Raw genomic sequence first — 19,554 nt, forward strand, 5'->3', positions numbered from 1 at the left:
ATGGCATCAACAGGAGGAAACATGCGTCAATTTCCTAATCGACAGGCTCTGTTCCGGGCGGTCTCGCCCGTGGCGACCGCGCTTGCGCTATGCGCGGGCGGCGTTGCCCATGCACAGCAGGCCGATGGTCCCACCGCACCTGCGGATGCCCAGGAATCACAGGGTGACATCGTCGTGACCGGCTCGCGCATCGCGCGTTCCGATCTTGCAGCGTCGGTTCCGGTAGCCGTGGTGAGCAGCGCGGATATCGCGCGCACCGGCGCCGCCAACATCCAGGATGTGCTCGCGGACCTGCCGGCCGTGGGCCAGAACATCAGCCGCACCTCGACCAACTTCTCGACCACGGGCAACGGCCAGGCATCGGTGAACCTGCGCAGCCTCGGTTCGTCGCGCACCCTGGTGCTGGTGAACGGCCGTCGCTACGTCGCCGGTATTCCGGGCACGTCGATCGTCGACCTGAACACGATCCCCACCGACCTGATCAAGCGGGTGGACGTCGTGACCGGCGGCGCCTCGGCCGTCTATGGCTCGGAAGCGATCGCGGGCGTGGTCAACTTCATCCTGGACGACGAGTTCGTCGGCCTGCGCCTGCACGGGCAGGGGACGGTCAGCGACAAGGGCGATGCGCCCCGGCAGCTGGTCTCGGCCGTGGCCGGCGCCAGCTTCGCCGATGGCCGCGGCCATATCGTGCTGTCGGGCAGCTATGATTTCGACCATGGCCTGCGCTCGCGCGACCGCAGCTTCTCCGCGACGGACAATCCCAATCGCAGCTCCTTCTCGGCACAGGGCCTGTTCAGCCCGAGCGGCACCTTCGCGCCGGGCGCGGGTACCTTCACCTATGACGCGCTGAACAACCTCAAGCAGTATCAGAGCGCGAACATCGACGGCTATAACCGTAACTTCGATCGCTATCTGGCGCTGCCGGTGGAACGCTATCTCGGCTCGGCGCTCGCCAAGTTCGAGATCGCGCCGGCGGCAACCGTCTATGGCGAGTTCCAGTACGCCAAGTCCAAGTCGCAGAGCTCGCTCGAGCCGCAGGCCGTGGCCTCGACCGACCTGGTCTATGCCGACGGTTCGGCCTTTGCCGGCATCCCGATCACCAACCCGCTGATCCCCACCCAGATCCGCAACGCGATGGTCACTGCCGGGGTTACCGCGCTGCCGTTCCGCCGCCGTTCGAACGACATCTTCGACCGCAGCAACCGCAATGATCGTGAGACCTGGCGCGGCGTCGCCGGCATCCGCGGCGACCTCTCGCCGACGCTGCACTATGACGTCTACTACACGCATGGCGAGACCCGCGACGTCACCCAGTCGGGCACCGTCTATGGCCCGAACTACGCCAATGCGCTGAACGCCGTGGCGGGCCCGAACGGGCCGGTCTGCGCGATCAACGCGGATGCCAATCCGAACAACAACGACGCGGCCTGCGTGCCGATCAACATCTTCGGCTTCAACACCGTCTCGGCCGCCGCCGCGGCCTATGTGACGCGCAATGGCGAGCAGACCCGCTACGAGGCTCGGGTGAAGCAGGACGTCGTCTCGGCGACGGTCTCGGGCGATCTGTTCCGCCTGCCGGGCGGCCCGCTCGGCTTCGCGATCGGCGGCGAGTATCGCCATGAGAAGAGCACCGAGGATTTCGACGAGGCGACCAACCTGGGCCTGACGCTGGGCAACCAGCTGAGCGACACGCGCGGTTCGTACAACGTCAAGGAAGCCTTTATCGAGCTCAACGCGCCGATCCTGAAGGACAAGCCCTTCTTCCACAGCCTGAGCATCGAAGGTGCTGCGCGCTATGCCGACTATTCGACGGTCGGCGGCGTGTGGAGCTGGAAGGCCGGCGCGGAATGGGCGCCGATCCCCGACATCCGCTTCCGTGGCGTCTATTCGCAGGCGACGCGCGCGCCGAACATCTCGGAGCTCTATTCGGCGCAGAACGAGACGTTCCCGGCGGTGATCGATCCGTGCGACCAGCGCGCGGGCAATGGTGACGGCGCGCCGATATCGGTGACCAACCTGTCGGCGGCGTGCCGCGCGGTCCCGGCGATCGCCGCGGCGGCGGCTGGCGGCGGCTTCGTCTACTCGACCGCGCAGATCCAGACGATCAACGGCTTCACCGGCGGCAATCCGAACCTGCGCGAGGAAACCGCCAAGACGCTCACCCTGGGCGGCGTCTTCCAGCCCCGCTTCGCGCGCGGCTTCAGCCTGTCGGTCGATTATTACCAGATCAAGGTCGAGAACGCGATCGGCATCATCGGCCAGCAGACCTCGCTCGACGAGTGCTACACCGGCGGCGGCGAGGCGATCTTCTGCAACAACATCGTCCGCGACAACACCGGCCACCTGACCAGCGTCAACGCGATCAACCTGAACACCGGCTCGTTCGAAGTCTCGGGCATCGACACCCAGGCGCAATATTCGACCAAGCTGCCGTTCGCGAAGATCGACTTCAACCTGCGCTGGACGCACCTGCTCAAGCAGGAGCAGACCTCCTATCCGGGCGGGCCGACCCAGGACGAACTCGGCCAGCTCGACTGCTATGCCTGCGGCCGCCTGGGCACCGGCTTCCGGGACAAGGTGAACGCGTCGGCGACGCTCGGCTTCGACGGCGTGTCGGTCAACTGGCGGGTCAATTACCTGTCGTCGGTGGTCGATGACCTGACCTCGGCGACGCCGCGGCGGACCGGCGATTTCTGGTACCATGACGCGCAGGTGCGCTTCGAGCCGCTGGGCACGCGCTACGCCTTCTATCTCGGCGTGGACAATGTGTTCGACAAGAAGCCGCCGATCTTCAGCGACACGAGCCTGGTGACCTTCCCGGGTACCCAGACTTCCGCGACCACCTACGACCTCTATGGCCGCCTGCTCTATGCGGGCGTGGACTTCCGCTTCTGATGCGGCATCCCCGGGGAGCCCTTGCGGCTCTCCGGGGATATCCGAATGCTGGGCGATCGGATTGTATCGGGCGGGCCGCTCGCGCATAGAGCGGCGCCATGCTCTCGCAGAAGACCCGCTATACCATCCGCGCGCTCCAGCATCTCGCCGATCGCTATGGCCAGGGCCCGGTGCCGCTGGCCGAGATCGTCGAGAAGCAGAACATCCCCGGCAAGTTCCTGACGGTCATCCTCTCCGAGATGAACCGCGAGGGGCTGGTCAATTCGCAGCGGGGCAGGGACGGCGGCTATATGCTCGCGCAGCCGCCCGAGCAGGTCCGCATCGGCGACCTGGTCCGCAAGACGCATGGCTCGCTGGCGCTGGTGCCCTGTGCGAGCCGCTTCGCCTATGAGAAGTGCGACAATTGCGTGGCCGAGGAGGAATGCCGGCTGCACCACCTCATGCTCTATCTGCGCGACGAGACCGCGCGCATCCTCGACGGCGTCACCCTGGCCAATCCGCTGCCCGAGGCACTAAACTCTACTTATAATGTAGACAATTAATCCTGCTTTGCCGATCGGCGGCGGAAAGGCTGGTCTGTGCGCTCCATCCCAAGGGCAGGAGTGACGGCCATGGCGGGTTTCATCGGTGCAGGCGCGGCGGAGCGCAGTCCGCTCAATTTCCTCTGGTTCATCCCGTCGGGCGGTGACAATCGCCGGCTCGCCTGGCCCGAGGGGGAGCGCGCGCCCGATCCTGAATATCTGCGCCAGGTGGCGGTGGCGGCGGACAGGCTCGGCTATTACGGCGTGCTGATGCCCACCGGCGCGATGTGCGCGGATGCGTGGATCACCGCCGCCTCGATCGCGCCCTTCACCGAGAACCTCAAGCTGCTGGTAGCGCTGCGCCCGGGCCTGACCGCGCCGGCCGAGGCGGTACGCCAGGCGGCGGCGCTCGACCGGCTGTCGAACGGCCGCGCGCTGCTCAACGTCGTCACCGGCGGCAGCCCCAAGGCGCTGGCGCAGGACGGCATCTTCCTCGACCATACCCAGCGCTACGAGCAGACCGCCGAGTTCCTCGACATCTGGCGCAAGCTCGCGCGCGGCGAGACGGTGACGCAGCAGGGCGAGTATCTCAGCATCGAGGACGGGCGGCTGATCTTCCCCTTCGTCCAGGAGCCGCACGCGCCGATCTGGTTCGGCGGATCCTCGGAGATCGCGCGCGAGATCGCCGCCGAGCATGTCGACGTCTATCTCGCCTGGGGCGAGCCGCCGTCGCAGCTCAAGGAGATCATCGACGATGTCCGCGAGCGCGCGGCGAAGCGCGGGCGCACGATCCGCTTCGGGCTGCGCATCCACTTCATCGTCCGCGAGACCGAGGCGGAGGCCTGGGATGCCGCCAACGACCTGATCCGCCACGTCACCGACGAGCAGATCGCGCTGTTCCAGTCCTTCCTCACCAAGGGCAGCGATTCCGTGGGGCAATCGCGGATGCAGGCGCTGCACAAGGGCAGCCGCGCGAACCTGGAGATCGCGCCCAACCTGTGGGCCGGCATCGGGCTGGTGCGCACCGGCGCGGGCACCGCGCTGGTCGGCGATCCGGATACGGTGGCCGAGCGGCTGCAGGAATATGCCGATATCGGTATCGATACGATCATCGGCTCGGGCTATCCGCATCTCGAGGAAGCCTATCGCGTGGCGGAGCTGCTCTTCCCCAGGCTCAACCTGCCGCATCGCCGCGGTGCCACGCTGCCGCCGCTCAGGCCCTTCTTCACCCCGGCCGATGTGAAGCTGGCGGCGGACGGGCTGGCGAAGGAGCCGGTGCCGGCGGGGCGGTTCACCTAGCGCTCGGGAGAGGGCGGGCAGGTACCAGGGCGACTGGCCGGCGCCGCGGCCGGCGCGGCCTTTGCCGAGGGCTTGCCGGCACGCGCGTCGCCGGGCGCGGTCGGGATCAGGCCGCGTCCGAGGAAATTGCCCGCGCCGGTGCGCCGGGCTTCATCGAGCAGGCTGGCATGGCTGGCCGCCGAGCGCTTCTCCGCCGCGCGGGGCGGGGCGGTGCAGGCGGTGGACTGGGGCAGCTCGGTCGCCAGTGCCGGCGCGGTGCTGGCGCAGGCGGCGAGCAGGGCGATGCTTCGCGGCAAGCTTCGGTTGTTCATCATCATCTCCGGACGCCCGGCCCCGCGTTAGCGCGCGCGGGCGCGTGGTGCTTCGACGCCGCGACCGGACCCGGCGCTCTGGCGGCGCGAACGGGGGCATGCGACAAAAGCGGACAAGGATGAGACGAAGGTGGACGTCAGCGCCCCTGCGATAGCTTATGGGGCGGGCGGAAGGGGGCTCGAGACGCGATGAAGCTGGTACCCGAGATACGGCAGGCCGCCTATCTGGTTGCGCTCACCTGGATATTGTCGGGCGTGCTCTACCTGATCCCCTATCAGGTGTTCACCGGCCTCTCCGCCTATGTCCTGGTCTCGGTCATCCTGATCTGCCTGCTGGGCGCGCTGCTTTCGGGGGGCGTGTATCTGGCGGTGCGCGGTGCCCGGGGGCGGCGGCCGGTGCTTCGCTTCGCCGTTGCCGGCGGCGCCGTCGTGCTGGCCTCGGCGATGCTGGCGGTGACCGACGGCGTGACCAGCCAGTGGATCGCGCGGCTGATGGCGTCGACCCAGCCGCCCGCGCCGTTCGGCATCCGGGCGCTCACCAATTTCGTCGCCCTGGTCTGGCAGTTCGCGCTGCTCGGCGCCGCGTTCACGGTGATCGAGGCGAACAACCTTGCCCGTCTGCGCGAGCGGGAGCTTGCGGCCGTGCGGGAGGCGGCGAGCCGGGCGGAGGCAGCCGCCACCGCCGCGCGCCTTGCCGCATTGCGCTACCAGCTCAATCCGCATTTCCTGTTCAACACGCTGAACGCGATCTCCTCGCTGATCGTGACCCGCGACTACAAGCCGGCCGATGCGATGCTGGCCGAGCTTTCCGAGTTCCTGCGCGCCACGCTTGCGGTGGACCCCGACGCGGTGATCGCGCTGGAAGACGAGCTGGCGACGCTGCAGCATTATCTCGAGATCGAGAGCGTCCGGTTCGGGGATCGGCTGGCGGTGGAGTTCGTCTGCCCGCCCGAGCTCGAGGACGCGCTGCTGCCCGGCTTCACGCTGCAGCCGCTGGTCGAGAATTCGATCAAATACGCGGTGGCGACGAGCGCGGCGCCGGTGACGATCCGGGTCGAGGCCAGGGCCGAGGGGAGCCATCTCGTGATAACCGTGGAGGACGACGGCACCGGTGGCGCCGCCAAGCCGGGTACGGGCGTGGGCCTCGCCAATGTCCGGCAGCGGCTCGAGGCGCTCTATGGCGACCAGGGATCGCTGGAGACCGCGCGGCGGAGCCCGGGCTTTCTCTCCACCCTTCGCCTGCCGCTGACCCACCAGCCGCAACAGGGAGAGGCTGCGTGAAGCCGTTGCGCGTTCTGCTCGTCGATGACGAACCGCTGGCACTGAAGCGGCTGGCGGCGCTGTTTGCCGATATCGACGGCGTCGAGCTGGTCGGCACCGCGGCCACCGGCGGCGAGGCGGAGGCGCGGATCGCGGCTACGACGCCGGACCTGGTGATGCTCGACATCTCGATGCCGGGGAAGAGCGGGCTTCGCGTCGCGGCGGATCTGCCGGCCGAAGCCAGGCCGGAAATCGTCTTCGTCACCGCATTCGAACAATATGCGCCCGACGCGTTCGAGGTCGAGGCTGCCGACTATCTGCTTAAGCCGGTGCGCTTCCATCGCCTGCGCCAGGCGGTCGAGCGGGCGCGGCGCCGGCAAGCGCAGCGCGAGGCGGCGGACCGGTTCGCCGCATTGCCCGCTCCCGTGCCTGATGCGTGCGACGCGGCGATCTGGGTGCAGGTGGCGAACGGCCAGCTGCGGCTGCCCCATGACCAGATCGAGTGGGTGGAGGCCGCCAAGGACTATGTCATCCTCCACACCGCGACGCGCAGCTTCATCCACCGCATCTCGATGAAGGTGCTCGACTCCCTGCTGATCTCGAGCGGGCTCATGCGCGTACACCGTTCGACCTTCATCCGCCCGGCGCTTGTCAGCGGCGTCCAGCGGCTGGGCAAGGGACTGATCGCGCTCGAGATGCGGGACGGCGCGCAGGTGCAGGTGGGCCCCAGCTACGGGAAGGCGGTGCTCGCCCGGCTAGGCCTCGGTGCCGAGGGGGCGTGAACCGGGACCGACGCGGCTGCGCCGGTCCCGATCGCGCTTCGATCACGCCACGGGCTGGCGCGAGAAATAGTCGATGGTGTGCATCAGGCCCTTGTCGAGCGGCATGGCCGCCCGCCATCCGAGCGCCTGCTCGGCAAGCGCGAGGTTCGGCATGCGCCGGCGCGGATCATCCGTCGGCAGGGGCGAGTTCTGCAGCGGCGACGCAGAGCCGGTCAGGGACAAGACCCGCTCCGCCAGCGCGCTGATCGAGATCTCGGCGGCATTGCCGAGATTGACCGGCCCGGTGAACTCTTCGGGCGTCGCCATCAGCCGCAACAGGCCTTCCACCAGATCGTCGACATAGCAGAAGGACCGGGTCTGGCTGCCATTGCCATAGAGCTGGATCGGCGCGCCCACGAGCGCCTGGGTGATGAAGTTGCTGACCACGCGGCCATCGTCGCGCTGCATCCGCGGACCATAGGTGTTGAAGATCCGCGCGACCTTGACGGCCAGGCCATATTGCCGGCGATAGTCGAAGAACAGCGTCTCCGCGCACCGCTTGCCTTCGTCGTAGCAGGAACGGGGCCCAGTGCAGTTCACATTGCCGCTATAGCTTTCGTCCTGGGGATGGACGAGCGGATCGCCATAGACCTCGCTCGTCGAGGCCTGGAGAATGGGGCAGGTGTTCCGCCTGGCCAGTTCCAGCATGTTGAGCGCGCCGAGCACCGCGGTCTTGGTCGTCCGCACCGGATCGCGCTGGTACTGAACCGGCGATGCGGGGCAGGCGAGGTTGTAGATCGCGTCGACCTGGAGATCGAGCGGCTCGCAGACATCGCGCTGCAGGAACTCGAAGCGCGGATGCCGGGCAAGATGCGCGACATTGCCCATCGCGCCGGTCAGCAGATTGTCCAGGCAGATGACATGGGCGCCGCGATCGATCAGCCGATCGACAAGATGCGAACCGATGAACCCGGCGCCCCCGGTCACGAGGACACGTTCGATATTCCCGCTCATTCGCCTTGCGCCTGCCACAGGATGAACTTCTCGCCGCGCGCGTCGATCTCAAGGCCGGTTTCCGCCGCGAAGCGTTCGGCGGCGCGCCGCACGCCCTCCCATCCGAAATCGTCGCCGATCAGCGCGCCGCCGGGAGCCAGCAGGCGCCAATAATTGTGGAGGTCGCGATAGACGGGATCCTCCTCATGCGCGCCGTCGATATAGATGAGATCGGGGGCGACGTTCCTGGCGGCGAGGATCAGCGCGGCATTGTCCGAGCTGTTCGCCAGCGGCACGATCCGGTCGGCGACGCCGGCGCGCACGACATTGGCCAGGAAGGTGAAATAGAGCTGCGGGAAGCCGTGCCTGAATTGCAGCGATTCACGCCATTCGGGTCGCTGCCCCAGGGCGTGTTCGGCCGAACCCAGCCAGGTGTCGACGCAGATGATCCGGCAGTCCAGGCGCAGCGCCTTCGCCATCCGGGCCATGTGGATCGCGGAGGCGCCCTTCCAGCTGCCGACCTCGACGACCAGCTTCGGCTTCACCTTCGACATGACCTCGAGAAACACCGGGTCTTCCGAGCCCCAGCCCTGCACATCGGCGGGCCAGACGCTGGGATCGAACCCCTCATAGGGGGAGACCTGGTGGAACAATGCGGTCACCGGATCCATCTCGCCGACATTGGTCAGGCGAACGGATCGCGGCGCGGCAGGGGCGGCCTTTCGCGAGAGGCGGTCGATCACCAGGCGCGCGGTGGATGCCACGCCGATGGTGCGCGAGAGCTGCCACGCCCGGCGGAGCCGGTGCGGGACAAGGGTGGAGCGGCGCCCCGCGGCAAAGCGCTGCCGGAGTTTGGTGATGAACCGGTCGATCGCCAGCCGCTCATTGGGCCGGGCCAGCGCCGGGCGTTCGGCCAGCAGGTGATCGAGCATCTTCAGGATATGGGCTTCGGCCGCGTCGCGGCGCTCCGGCTCGCGGATATCCACGCCCCGCAGGAAATTGCTGGCATCGCTGCCCAATTGCACCTTGTGCGGGTCATAGGTCAGGCCGAGGTCGCGCCAGATCGCCTCGCGGATCGGATCGGTGCGCTTCCGGCTGTGGGTGGGATGGGTCGCGGTCAGCCCCTGCGAGTTCACGCGGTAGCGGGTAAGGGGCTCGGCCAGGTTGCGTGCGCGGGTGTGCGGCAGGATGTCGAACCAGAGATAATGGTCCTGCGAGACCGGCTCGTCTTCACGGTAACCGCCCGCAGCCTCGAACGCCGCACGGCGGAAGGCCGTCGCGGAATGGTAGAAGGGATTGTGGAACAGCAGCGTCCAGCGGATGGCGAGATCGGTTTCGGGCATGATCTCGACACGATGGGCACGGCCGGCCTCGTCGATCAGGGTAACCGCGCTGCCGACCAGGCCGAGCTCGGGATCGGCGCGCAGCGCCTCGACCAGCTTGCCGATCCGCGAGGGTTCGGAGACGTCGTCGGAATCCAGGCGAACGATGATGTCGCCGCGCGCCTGCGCGATTGCGCGGTTGGCGGACACTGCGGTGCCCACATTGGTCTCGTTCAGCAGCACCCGGATGCGCGGGTCGCGGGCCGCGAGCGCCTTGACCGGCTCGGGATCGTCCGAGCCGTCGTCGATCACGATCAGCTCGAAGTCCTGGAAATCCTGGCCGAGGACGCTGTCGACTGCTTCGTCGAGGAAACGGAAGTCGTTATAGGCGGTCATCACCACCGAGCAGGCCGGCGCGCCGGCGTCGCTGCGGTCGGGCAGGGCGACCGGCCGGGGATCGAAGATCCCGGTCCCGTCGCCGGCGGTGCCCGTTGCCGGGGAAGGCGCCGTCGCCGGTTCGTTCGCGGTCGTCACGCTTGCGCCCACCCGGCCTTGCCGGCACGGTTCGGAACGCACGCCACAGCGCGGACAGACATGGCAGTACTGGCCGCTTGATCCCCAAACCGCATTGACGGTTCCCCCAAAAACCACGGAATTGGGATCCCGGTTAGGCCACGGAAATTCCGTGTCAATGCGGTTTCCGGGTGGCGCTCGCCCTTTCGGGAAAATCGTTCCGTCGCCGGGATGCGGCGCGTTAATCGACTGACATTGTCGTTTTTTCGCGATAGGCGCGCGAGCTGATCGAGCGGAGAATGCAATGCGGGGCTATGCGTTATGTGGCGAACCACGGTCGGGAACCACGTTCCTCAAGCAGGCCATCGCGTCCACCGGCGTGCTCGGCCATCCGTTCGAATGGTTCCATCCCCGCTTCGAGGCGCAGCTCGGCAAGGGCGAGAGCCTGCTCGACATGATGATGGCCCGCGCATCCAGCGACAACGGCGTCTACGGCCTCAAGATCTTCTCGGTGCACGCCCGGGTGGCTGACCGGTGGCGCTGGGTGAGCGACCTGCCGAACCTGTCGTTCGTGCATATCACCCGCGCCGACCTGCTGGATCAGGCGATATCGCTCGCGCGCGCTGCCCAGACCTCGCGATACGAGAGCAGCGCCGGCGAAGCCCGCCCGGCCGCCTATGATCGCGCGCAGATCACCGCGACCCTCAAGGACATCGCACGGGGGCAGGCGCGCTGGAGCGTCTGGTTCGCGACCCATGGCATCCGGCCGCTCAGCATTTCCTATGACGAGATCGTGGACAAGCCGCAGGACGTGGTGACGCGCATCGCCGATCTGGTCGGCGTCTCGGACGTGCAGATCGATTGGTCCAAGGTGTCGGGGCGCGTCATGCGCGACGAGCTCAGCGCCGAATGGAAGCAGCGCTACCTGGCCGAAGCCGGTCCCGTCGACCGGATCGCGGAGCTCGAGGACGGGTCGCTGCCCGGGATCGCAAGGTCGGTGCTGCGCGCGCTGCGCTAGCCGGCGCTGCCGTTCCGGCCGGCTTGCGCCGCTGCGGGCGGCGTTTCGCTGGTCACCCTGCCCATGGTCATGGTGAGCACCTGGTCGCACACCGCGGCCACCGCCGGATTATGGGTGACGACCAGCACGCTCGCCGTGCTGCCGATGCTCGCGCGCAGGCCTTCGATGACGGCCTGCTCGGTGCCGCGGTCGAGCTGGCCGGTGGCTTCGTCCAGGATGATCAGCCGGGCCTCGCGATACAAAGCGCGGGCGATGGCGATGCGCTGGCGCTGCCCGCCGGAGAGGCGGATGCCCGCGTCGCCGACCGGGGTCTCCATCCCGTGGGGAAGGCCGGCGATGAACTGGGTCAGCTGCGCGCGCTCGGCGACGGCGTGCAGCCGGTCCATGTCGATATTCTCCCGGGCGGTGCCGAAGGCGATGTTCTCGGCGATCGGCCCATCGGAGAGGAATATCTGCTGCGGGACATAGGCCACGGTCGCCTGCCATGCCGAGCGGGTGCTCGCATCCAGGATCTGCCGGCCGACCGTGATCGATCCCGAGCTCGGCTCGACCAGTCCGGCGATCAGGTCGAGCAGGCTGCTCTTGCCGCTTCCGGTCGGGCCGACCAGCGCCGTCCAGGTGCCATAGGGGATATGGAAGCCGATATCGTGCAGCACCTGGCCGCGACCAGGATATTCGAGGCCCACCGCTTCGAAGGTCAGCCCCTCCTGCAGCGGCAGCGGCACGGCGGGTGCGTCGTGCTGGGCGATCACCGGGGTCTGCGAAAGCGCCAGCACGTCGAGGAAGACCCGCTTGTTGCTGGTGAACATGCTCCAGCCGACGAACGAGCTGTTGACCAGCGGCAGGATGCGGATCGCGCCGAAGCCGAGCGCGCCGAGGGTGGGCAGCGCGGCGGTGATCCCGCCCTCGACCGTGCTGAAATAGAGCGCGCTGAGCCCGAGGATCGCCACGGCGGAGCTCTCCACCACCACGCGCGGCGCCGAGGTGACGAAGGTGTTCTGCGCCTGGGCTTCGCGCAATGCGATGTCCAGCTTGTCGAACCGCGCCTGGAATTCCCCCTGTGCCTGGCACATCAGCACGTCGCGCAGCGCGCCCATGCCTTCGCGGAGCGCCTTCATGCGGGCGGTTGCCGTCCGTGCCACCGTGGCCGAGTTGCCGCGAAGCCGGCCGCCCACCGTGACGCTGAACAGGATATAGGCCGCGATGACCAGGCCCGCCGCGCCCAGCGTCGCCAGCGGTGCCACCAGCACCAGGGCGAGCAGGATCGTCGAGGTCAGGAACACGGCGACCAGGCCCTGCATCACCGGCTGGAAGGCCGAATTGGCGAGCACGTTCACCTTGTCGATGCCGGCGACGACCTCGCTGGGATTGCGCGACGCGAACAACAGATAGGGCTGGAGCAGGGTCCGGCGGAAAATCTCCGATCCCACGTCATGGGCCAGGCCGAAGGTCAGCTTGCTGGTGGCCCGGAGCAGGGCAAGGCGGATCACGCCCCCCGCCACGCTGGCGACGACGAGGCAGATGATCGCGGCGTCGAGCAGGTTTCCCTGGCCGGCAAGGCGCTCGAAGAAACGGACGCCCGCCATGCGGCCGGCCCGTTCAGGGGCGACGAGCAGCGCCAGGAACGGCAGCAGCGAGCCGATGGTGACCAGCTCGGCGACACTGGCGATCGCCATCAGGCCCAGCGTGCGCGAGAACTGCCGCCGGCGGCGCTGGTTCATGGTTTGCCACAGGCGCCGGGCAATGGCGAAGAAGGTCTCGTCCGGCAGAGGCTTGGCGCCGGGCATCGGCTAGGCGCCCTCTGCCTGCAGCTGGGCCAGGAACGATCCGGGCGGTGCCGGCTTGTCCTTGAAATGCTTGATATTCTCGTTCCAGAGATGGATCGCGACGCTGTCGCTGGCAGTCATGTCCGCCAGCGAGAATGCGGGATCCAGTATCCGGTCGGCCTGGGTGTAGTGGAGTGGATAGAAGATGTGCGGGGGCAGCGCCCAATGAGTCACGCCTTCCTCGGCCGCCAGCGCGGTCAGCGCGCGCGGGCCGGTCACGCCCCACGGCATCTCCGAAAGGCCGGTGCGTCCCTGCGTCTTGAGGCGCCACCAGGCGTTTAGCCGGGGGCGGCGCGGAAGCCAGGCCGGGACGCTGTCCTCCTCGAATATCTTGAGCAGGCGCTTCAGCAGCGAAGAGTCCGGCGGCAGCCGGAGGATCGCCGTATTGATGATGCCGACATCCTCGAAGCCGAACAGGAAGCTGCGGTTCTCGGTGATCGGACGCAGCAGGTAGATGTCCGAATCGATCCAGATCCCGGCGCCCTGGCGCTGGAGCTCGTAGCGGAACCAGTTCGAGAAGAGCGACACGCTGCCGGTCCGATGCCGGATGATGCTTTCGCGCGGCAGGATCGTCGCGGCGTCGCGTACCTCCACGCCCTCCGGAATTCCCGCCGGCTCGTCATAGCAATACAGGATCAGCGGATGACCGGCGCGCATCACCGACCGGAAGCACGCCCTTTCCAGCGGGGAAAGGGAGGGGCCTATCCAGAGCGTGGTACAGGCCGTCATGCTTCTATGTGATCCTCCGGCGACACCGCCACCCTGGCCGTGCATCACGACACGGGCCTTAGCGTTGGCCATCCTTGATGTCTAAGTTGAACGCGGCGGTGAAGTGCCATTCGGTAGCAATGACGCACGGCGTTGGTTGAAAACCCGTGAAGCGACACTGCCGCCGCCAGGATCCTGGATGCGGGATCGCTCCGGCGCGTCGAATCGTTCGCGCGCGTCGCGATCGCATGTCCGGCTTCATCAAGCGCAACGTGCAAAGGGGCCCCGCCAGCGATCGTCGCTGCCAATAATGTGAGAATATACTGAGAGACAACGCGCCCGAACGCCACCCTGGTCGCCGACAGACCGAGGATGGTGACCCCTACGGGAATCGAACCCGTGTTTCAGCCGTGAAAGGGCCGCGTCCTAACCGCTAGACGAAGGGGCCATGCCGAAGCGTGGAGGCGGCCAGTTAGGGAAGGATCGGCACGCGGTCAAGCGCTTCATCGCACCATTTCCCGATTATTTGTTCAATCCGCCCAGGCCGCATCCTCGACATGCAATTCGGCGGCGGGACGCGAGCCCCAGTCGTCGATCCTGGCCCGCCCGGCGAGCCACAGCTTGCGGTGACGCGGGGCGGAAAGCAGGGCCTGGCCGAGCTCGGTATCGGCCTGGCGGAAGGCTACCGCCTTGATGCTGCGCCCGTCCGGCCCAGCCACGATCAGGCGGACATGGCCGCCGCTGCCCACCACATCGGCCTTGATCACCGTAACCGGCCCGGCCGCCACCCGCGGGGCGGGCCAGCCCATGCCATAGGGGCCGCCGGCCTCCATCGCATTGACCAGGTCGGGGCAGACGCCGCCGGGCGCCACCACGGCGTCGAGCAGCAGCGCACGCTCGCCCATCGCCTGGGTCACGCGTTCCGAGAGCCGCTCCTCGAGGAACTCGGCGAACGCGTCGAGCTTGTCCGCCTCGATCGTCACGCCGCAGGCCATGGCATGGCCGCCGCCCGCCTTGAGCAGGCCGGCATCCTTGGCCGCGAGCACCGCCGCGCCCAGGTCGACGCCCGGGATCGAGCGGCCCGATCCCTTGCCGATGCCGTCCTCGTCGAGCGCGATCACGATCGCCGGCCGGCCGAGCTTCTCCTTGAGCCGCCCGGCGACGATGCCGATCACGCCCGCGTGCCAGCCCTTGCTCGCGATCACCGCGACCGAATGATTGGCCTTGAGCAGGCTGATTTCCTCGGCCTCGGCCTGCACGCTCGCCTCGATCGCGCGGCGTTCCTCGTTGAGGAGATTGAGCTCCTCGGCGATCTCGCGCGCCTCCTGCGGGTCACGCGTCGTGAGCAGGCGCACACCCAGGTCCGAACGCCCGACGCGACCGCCGGCATTGATCCGAGGCCCCAGCGCGAAGCCGAGATCGGTGCAGGTCGGCGCCCGGGTGAGGCGAGAGGCCTCGATCAGCGCGTTGAGCCCGATGTTCCGGCGCTGCGCCATCACCTTCAGGCCCTGGGCAACGAATGCCCGGTTGAGCCCGCGCAGCGCCGCGACATCGGCCACGGTGCCGAGCGCGACGATGTCGAGCAGGTCGAGCAGCTTGGGTTCCGGCCGGCTGGCGAACCAGTCGCGCGCGCGCAGCACGCGGACCAGTGCCGCGCCGAGCAGCCAGGCGACGCCGACCGCCGCCAGATGGCCGTGCGCCGCGCCTTCGTCCTCGTCGAGCCGGTTGGGGTTCACCAGCGCCAGCGCGACCGGCAGCTCGGTAGTGCATTTATGGTGGTCGACCACGATCACTTCGGCGCCGGCGTCGCGCGCCATCTCCAGCGCCTCGAAAGCCTGCGCGCCGCAATCGACGGTGACGATCAGGCTGGCGCCTTCGCCCTTCAATCGCACCAGCGCCTCGCCCGAGGGGCCATAGCCTTCCATCAGGCGATCGGGGATATAGGGCCGCGCCTCGAGGCCCAGGTCGCGCAGGAGCAGGATCAGCAGCGCGGCGGAAGTCGCGCCATCGACGTCATAATCGCCGAAGATCGCGACCTGTTCGCGCTTCTCCACGGCGTCGGCGAGGCGCTCGGCGGCCTTGTCCATGTCGCGGAAGATCGAGGGATCGGGCATGAAGGCGCGGATGCTCGGCGCCTTGTGCATGTCGAGATCCTCGCGCGCCACGCCGCGCGCCAGCAGCAGCTGCGTCACCAGGTCGTCGGGCACCAGCCCGCCGCGCGAGTCGCCGGCAAGGCCCCGCCAGTGCCAGGGCTGGCCGGTGATCGAACGCTGGATATTGAGTACGACGGACATCGGAACAGCTATGGAACAGGGCAGGGGCCCTGTCCATCGCGCGCCACGCCCTACTCGGCCACAGGCGCAGCCTGCTGCGCGAGCCGGCGGGCATAGGCCGCGGCGAACTCGCCATGGATCCGGGCAATGCCCGGGTCGCTTGCGGTACGCGCCTTTTCCTCGCTCATGCGCTGGCGGCGTTCGAGATATTCTCGATCATTCGGCGGATGCATATCGAAAAGCTCCGGCTTCAAGCGGCAGCTCTCCAGTTGCTGTCATTCGGCGCCGTGCTCGATTTCAGGGAAGGCGCCAATGCCTCCGTATATATGCGTATCCGCCATTTTTCGCGACAATCTGGATCAAGCAAGGACTTCGCTTCACCGCATTTACGGCACGCTGTCGCTTCGTGCCGGACCGGGCTGGCGCTTCGTGCGTTCCGCGCCTACATCGCGCCTCTTATGGCCCGCCCACGTCCCGCCCAGGAAAAAGTGAAGACCGTCGCCGAGAACCGGCGCGCGCGGTTCGATTACTTCATCGAGCACACCTATGAAGCCGGCATCGCGCTGACCGGCACCGAGGTGAAGTCGCTGCGTTTCGGCGAGGGCTCGATCGCCGAAGCCTATGCCGAAGTGACGGACAGCGGCGTTTGGCTGGTCAATTCGAACATCCCCGAATTCAGCCATGGCAACCGCTTCAACCATGAGCCCAAGCGTCCCCGTAAATTGCTCCTTCATGAGCGGGAGATAAACAAGCTCCATGGCGCGGTGGCGCGCGAGGGCATGACCCTGGTGCCGCTGTCCATCTATTTCAACGGACGGGGCCGCGCGAAGGTCGAGCTCGCGCTGGCAAAGGGCAAGAAGACGCATGACAAGCGCGAGTCGATCAAGGAGCGGGACTGGAAGCGCGAGCAGGGGCGCCTGCTCCGCGGCGGCCGTGACTGATCCCGCGCCCGCGGCGCACACCTCGCGCTTCCGCCGCTGGCTCGACAAGGCGATGCCCAGCCGCGAGTCGGTCGAGAATAATCGCTGGCTGCGCCCGGTCGCGAACCGGGTGATGCATTCGTCGCTGTGGCGCTTCACCCGCCGGTCGGTGCCGCGCGGCGTCGCGCTCGGCATGGTCACCGGCGTGCTGGTACCGATGGGGCAGATCCCGGCCTCGGCCGTGCTCGCGCTGCCGCTGCGCGCCAATATCCCGGCCGCCGCCGCGACCACCTTCGTCACCAATCCCTTCACCACGCCGCCGCTCTGGGTGGCGGCCTATTGGCTCGGCAGCTGGATGATCGGTCCGGGCGAGGTGGTGGCCAAGGCGCAGGTGATCGAGCAGAGCTGGAGCGACTGGCTGGTCCACCAGGCCGGTCCCGCGACGCTGACCGGGCTGATCACGATCACTTTCATCCTCGCGCTGATCGGCTATTTCGGCACGGCGCTGGCGTGGCGGCTATGGATCGCGCGAAAGTGGAAGCGCCGCCAGGCGGCGCGGGCAGGGGCTTAGGTTTTTGGCTCCTCTGCTCCCCGGCGAAAGCCGGGGCCCAGGGTTTCTCTGCCGTGTCGCTTGTGACTCTGGGCCCAGGCTTTCGCCGGGGAGCGGTAAGAATGGCGCACCTGCCAGCAGGCACACACCCCGGAAACACAATCAGTCCCCACAACGTAACAATGTTGCGCCCAATCGATTGACGAGGCGTATCGACGGTATAAGACAGCGCGCATCCAACCGACCCAGAGGTTCCCCATGCGCCTGTCGCTTCTGACCACGACCTTCCTCGCCGCGCCCGTGCTGCTCGCCGGCTGCGCGCACAACCAGCCGCTGCCGACCGCCCCGGTCGAAGCCGCGCCGGTCACCGAGGCCGAGGTTGCGCCGCCCGAAAAGCCCAAGCCCGTCTATGGCAGCTATGGCTTCGACATCGCCGGCATGGACAGCGCGATCAAGCCGGGCGACGATTTCTACAGCTACGCCAACGGCACCTGGGCGAAGAACACGCCGATCCCGTCGGACAAGTCGAACTACGGCGCGTTCAACATCCTCGCCGACAACGCCCAGAAGCAGACTCAGGAAATCCTCGAGGGCGTGAAGAACGATCCGTCGTCGAAGATCGGCACCGCCTATTCGACCTATCTCGATACCGCGGCGATCGACGCCAAGGGGCTGGCACCCGCCCAGGCCTGGATCGGCCAGATCAAGGGGCTGAGCACCAAGGCCGGCTATCCGGCGCTCACCGCCGCCGCCCGCCGCAACGGCGTCGGCGGCCCGTTCGCCGCCTTTATCGGCCAGGACGACAAGAACCCCGAAGTCTATGCGGTGAACCTGTCCCAGTCGGGCCTCGGCATGCCGGACCGCGACTATTACCTCTCGAAGGACGCCAAGTTCGTCGAGACCAAGGCTGCGTACGAAAAGCATCTCGCCACCCAGCTGACCAATGCCGGCGAGCCCAATGCCGCCGCCCGCGCCAAGGCGATCGTCGAGTTCGAGACCAGGATCGCCGCGGTCCAGTGGACCCGGGTCGAGAGCCGCGACAGCAACAAGACCTATAACAAGATGACCGTCGCCCAGCTGCAGAAGCTGGCCCCGGGCTTCGACTTCAAGGCGATGCTCGCCGCCGGCAAGATGAACGTCGACACCGTCATCGTCGCGCAGCCGAGCGCCTTCACCGGCATCGCGAAGGCGATCCAGCAGGCGCCGCTCGCGGTGCTCAAGGACCAGCTGCTGGTCCGCACGCTCGACGGCTTCGCCGATGTGCTGCCCAGCGCCTTCGACAAGGAGCAGTTCGCTTTCTACGGCACCACCCTGTCGGGCACGCCCGAGCAGGAAGCCCGCTGGAAGCGCGCGACCGACTTCACCACCGGCGCGCTGTCCGATGACCTGTCGCAGCTCTATGTCGCCAAGTATTTCCCGCCCGAGACGAAGAAGGCGGCCGACCAGCTGGTCAAGAACGTCATCGCCGCGATGGACCGCCGCATCGATCAGCTCGACTGGATGGCGCCCGAGACCAAGGTCAAGGCGCATGCCAAGCTCGCCGCCTTCACCCCGAAGATCGGCTATCCGGACCGCTGGCAGGACTATTCGGCGCTGACGATCACCGCTGGCGACGCGTTCGGCAACAATGTCCGCGCCAACAACTGGCAGTATGACGACAATGTCTCGAAGCTCGGCCAGCCGATCCGCCGCTGGGAGTGGGGGATGACCCCGATGACGGTGAACGCCTATGCCAATTTCGGCATGGTCGAGATCGTCTTCCCGGCCGCGATCCTGCAGCCGCCCTTCTTCGACCCGAACGCCGATCCGGCGGTCAATTACGGTGGCATCGGCGCGGTGATCGGCCATGAGCTGAGCCACCATTTCGACGACCAGGGCGCCAAGTACGACAAGGAAGGCCGCCTGACCGACTGGTGGACGCCGGCGGACGTCAAGGCGTTCAAGGATCGCACCGATGCGCTGGTCGCCCAGTATGACCAGTATGAGCCGCTGCCGGGCATGCATGTGAAGGGCGCGCTGACGCTCGGCGAGAATGTCGCCGACCTGGCCGGCCTCACCGTCGCCTATGACGCCTACAAGCATTCGCTGAACGGCCAGGCCGCGCCGGTGCTCGACGGCTTCACCGGCGACCAGCGCTTCTACCAGGGCTGGGCCCAGGTGTGGCGCCGCAACTATCGCGAGGCCAATCTGCGCCAGCGCCTGCTCACCGATCCGCACTCGCCGTCGCAGCAGCGCGCCTGGGTCGTGCGCAACCTCGATCCCTGGTACGGCGCCTACAACCCCGATCCGACCACCAAGCTGTTCCTGACGCCCGAAAAGCGCGTCCGGATCTGGTAAAGTGACGTACGGCGCCGCTTGACCCGCAAGCGGCGCCGCCTCACACG

General features: G+C 67.5%; 16 protein-coding genes and 1 tRNA gene. 9 read left to right on the plus strand and 8 right to left on the minus strand.

Translation table 11 applies throughout. The features are described from left to right. Positions 1-21 precede the first annotated feature (21 nt). The 3 genes from HNP52_RS08960 to ssuD all read left to right on the plus strand — a co-directional run bounded on the left by HNP52_RS08960 (position 22) and on the right by ssuD (position 4,715). A complete protein-coding gene (locus tag HNP52_RS08960) occupies positions 22-2,895 on the plus strand; it encodes a TonB-dependent receptor domain-containing protein (protein ID WP_184165710.1) in 2,874 nt (957 codons plus the stop codon). A 98-nt stretch (positions 2,896-2,993) separates the two neighbouring features. After that, a complete protein-coding gene (locus HNP52_RS08965) occupies positions 2,994-3,437 on the plus strand; it encodes an Rrf2 family transcriptional regulator (protein WP_184165713.1) in 444 nt (147 codons plus the stop codon). A 69-nt stretch (positions 3,438-3,506) separates the two neighbouring features. Beyond that, complete coding sequence (gene ssuD, locus HNP52_RS08970; protein WP_184165717.1) at positions 3,507-4,715, plus strand: FMNH2-dependent alkanesulfonate monooxygenase; 1,209 nt, start codon at positions 3,507-3,509, stop codon at positions 4,713-4,715. On the opposite strand, the gene HNP52_RS08975 is transcribed toward ssuD, so the two are convergent. Then, entirely contained in the window at positions 4,712-5,026 is a 315-nt protein-coding gene (locus HNP52_RS08975) for a hypothetical protein (RefSeq protein ID WP_184165720.1), read from the minus strand. The genes ssuD and HNP52_RS08975 overlap by 4 nt on opposite strands. 189 nt (positions 5,027-5,215) lie before the next feature. Here HNP52_RS08975 and HNP52_RS08980 point away from each other — a divergent pair, with 189 nt between their 5' ends. Continuing rightward, on the plus strand, positions 5,216-6,307 hold the full coding sequence (locus tag HNP52_RS08980; RefSeq protein WP_184165723.1) for a sensor histidine kinase: 1,092 nt from the start codon (positions 5,216-5,218) through the stop codon (positions 6,305-6,307). Beyond that, positions 6,304-7,068 (plus strand): LytTR family DNA-binding domain-containing protein, encoded by a 765-nt coding sequence (locus tag HNP52_RS08985; RefSeq protein ID WP_311768432.1) that lies wholly within the window; start codon positions 6,304-6,306, stop codon positions 7,066-7,068. The genes HNP52_RS08980 and HNP52_RS08985 overlap by 4 nt, the downstream gene beginning before the upstream one ends. Positions 7,069-7,110: 42 nt before the next feature. Here the strand turns inward: HNP52_RS08985 and HNP52_RS08990 are convergent, their stop codons facing one another. Together HNP52_RS08990 and HNP52_RS08995 are read right to left on the minus strand one after the other, a co-directional pair. After that, entirely contained in the window at positions 7,111-8,061 is a 951-nt protein-coding gene (locus HNP52_RS08990) for a UDP-glucuronic acid decarboxylase family protein (RefSeq protein WP_184165727.1), read from the minus strand. Further along, the gene (locus HNP52_RS08995) at positions 8,058-9,896 is read right to left on the minus strand and encodes a CmcI family methyltransferase (RefSeq protein WP_184165730.1); all 1,839 of its coding nucleotides are present in this window, start codon (positions 9,894-9,896) and stop codon (positions 8,058-8,060) included. The genes HNP52_RS08990 and HNP52_RS08995 overlap by 4 nt, the downstream gene beginning before the upstream one ends. 283 nt (positions 9,897-10,179) lie before the next feature. On the opposite strand from HNP52_RS08995, the gene HNP52_RS09000 reads away from it, so the two are divergent. Next, positions 10,180-10,893 (plus strand): Stf0 family sulfotransferase, encoded by a 714-nt coding sequence (locus HNP52_RS09000; protein ID WP_184165733.1) that lies wholly within the window; start codon positions 10,180-10,182, stop codon positions 10,891-10,893. Here HNP52_RS09000 and HNP52_RS09005 read toward each other — a convergent pair. The 5 genes from HNP52_RS09005 to HNP52_RS09025 form a co-directional block, all read right to left on the minus strand. Next, the gene (locus HNP52_RS09005; protein ID WP_184165735.1) at positions 10,890-12,680 is read right to left on the minus strand and encodes an ABC transporter ATP-binding protein; all 1,791 of its coding nucleotides are present in this window, start codon (positions 12,678-12,680) and stop codon (positions 10,890-10,892) included. The two genes, HNP52_RS09000 and HNP52_RS09005, sit on opposite strands and share 4 nt — an antisense overlap. Positions 12,681-12,683: 3 nt before the next feature. Further along, a complete protein-coding gene (locus tag HNP52_RS09010; protein ID WP_184165739.1) occupies positions 12,684-13,376 on the minus strand; it encodes a galactosyltransferase Lgt5 in 693 nt (230 codons plus the stop codon). Positions 13,377-13,800: 424 nt separating this feature from the next. Then, positions 13,801-13,875: transfer RNA gene (locus HNP52_RS09015), tRNA-Glu, on the minus strand. An 82-nt stretch (positions 13,876-13,957) separates the two neighbouring features. Continuing rightward, complete coding sequence (gene recJ / locus HNP52_RS09020; RefSeq protein ID WP_184165742.1) at positions 13,958-15,721, minus strand: single-stranded-DNA-specific exonuclease RecJ; 1,764 nt, start codon at positions 15,719-15,721, stop codon at positions 13,958-13,960. A 50-nt stretch (positions 15,722-15,771) separates the two neighbouring features. Then, entirely contained in the window at positions 15,772-15,933 is a 162-nt protein-coding gene (locus tag HNP52_RS09025) for a hypothetical protein (RefSeq protein ID WP_184165745.1), read from the minus strand. Between the two features lie 225 nt (positions 15,934-16,158). Between HNP52_RS09025 and smpB the strand changes: the two genes are divergently transcribed. From smpB to HNP52_RS09040, 3 genes are all read left to right on the plus strand, one after another. Then, positions 16,159-16,641: an SsrA-binding protein SmpB gene (gene smpB / locus HNP52_RS09030; protein ID WP_184168263.1), complete on the plus strand. Its 483-nt coding sequence runs from the start codon at positions 16,159-16,161 to the stop codon at positions 16,639-16,641. 52 nt (positions 16,642-16,693) lie between these two features. Continuing rightward, positions 16,694-17,191, plus strand: a complete 498-nt coding sequence (locus tag HNP52_RS09035) for a DUF2062 domain-containing protein (RefSeq protein WP_184168264.1) — start codon at positions 16,694-16,696, stop codon at positions 17,189-17,191. A 237-nt stretch (positions 17,192-17,428) separates the two neighbouring features. Next, positions 17,429-19,507, plus strand: coding sequence for a M13 family metallopeptidase (locus HNP52_RS09040; RefSeq protein ID WP_184165748.1), 2,079 nt, complete (start codon positions 17,429-17,431; stop codon positions 19,505-19,507). Positions 19,508-19,554 lie beyond the last annotated feature (47 nt).

The sequence above is a fragment of the Sphingomonas kyeonggiensis genome (assembly GCF_014204495.1).
Taxonomy (GTDB): domain Bacteria; phylum Pseudomonadota; class Alphaproteobacteria; order Sphingomonadales; family Sphingomonadaceae; genus Sphingomonas; species Sphingomonas kyeonggiensis_A.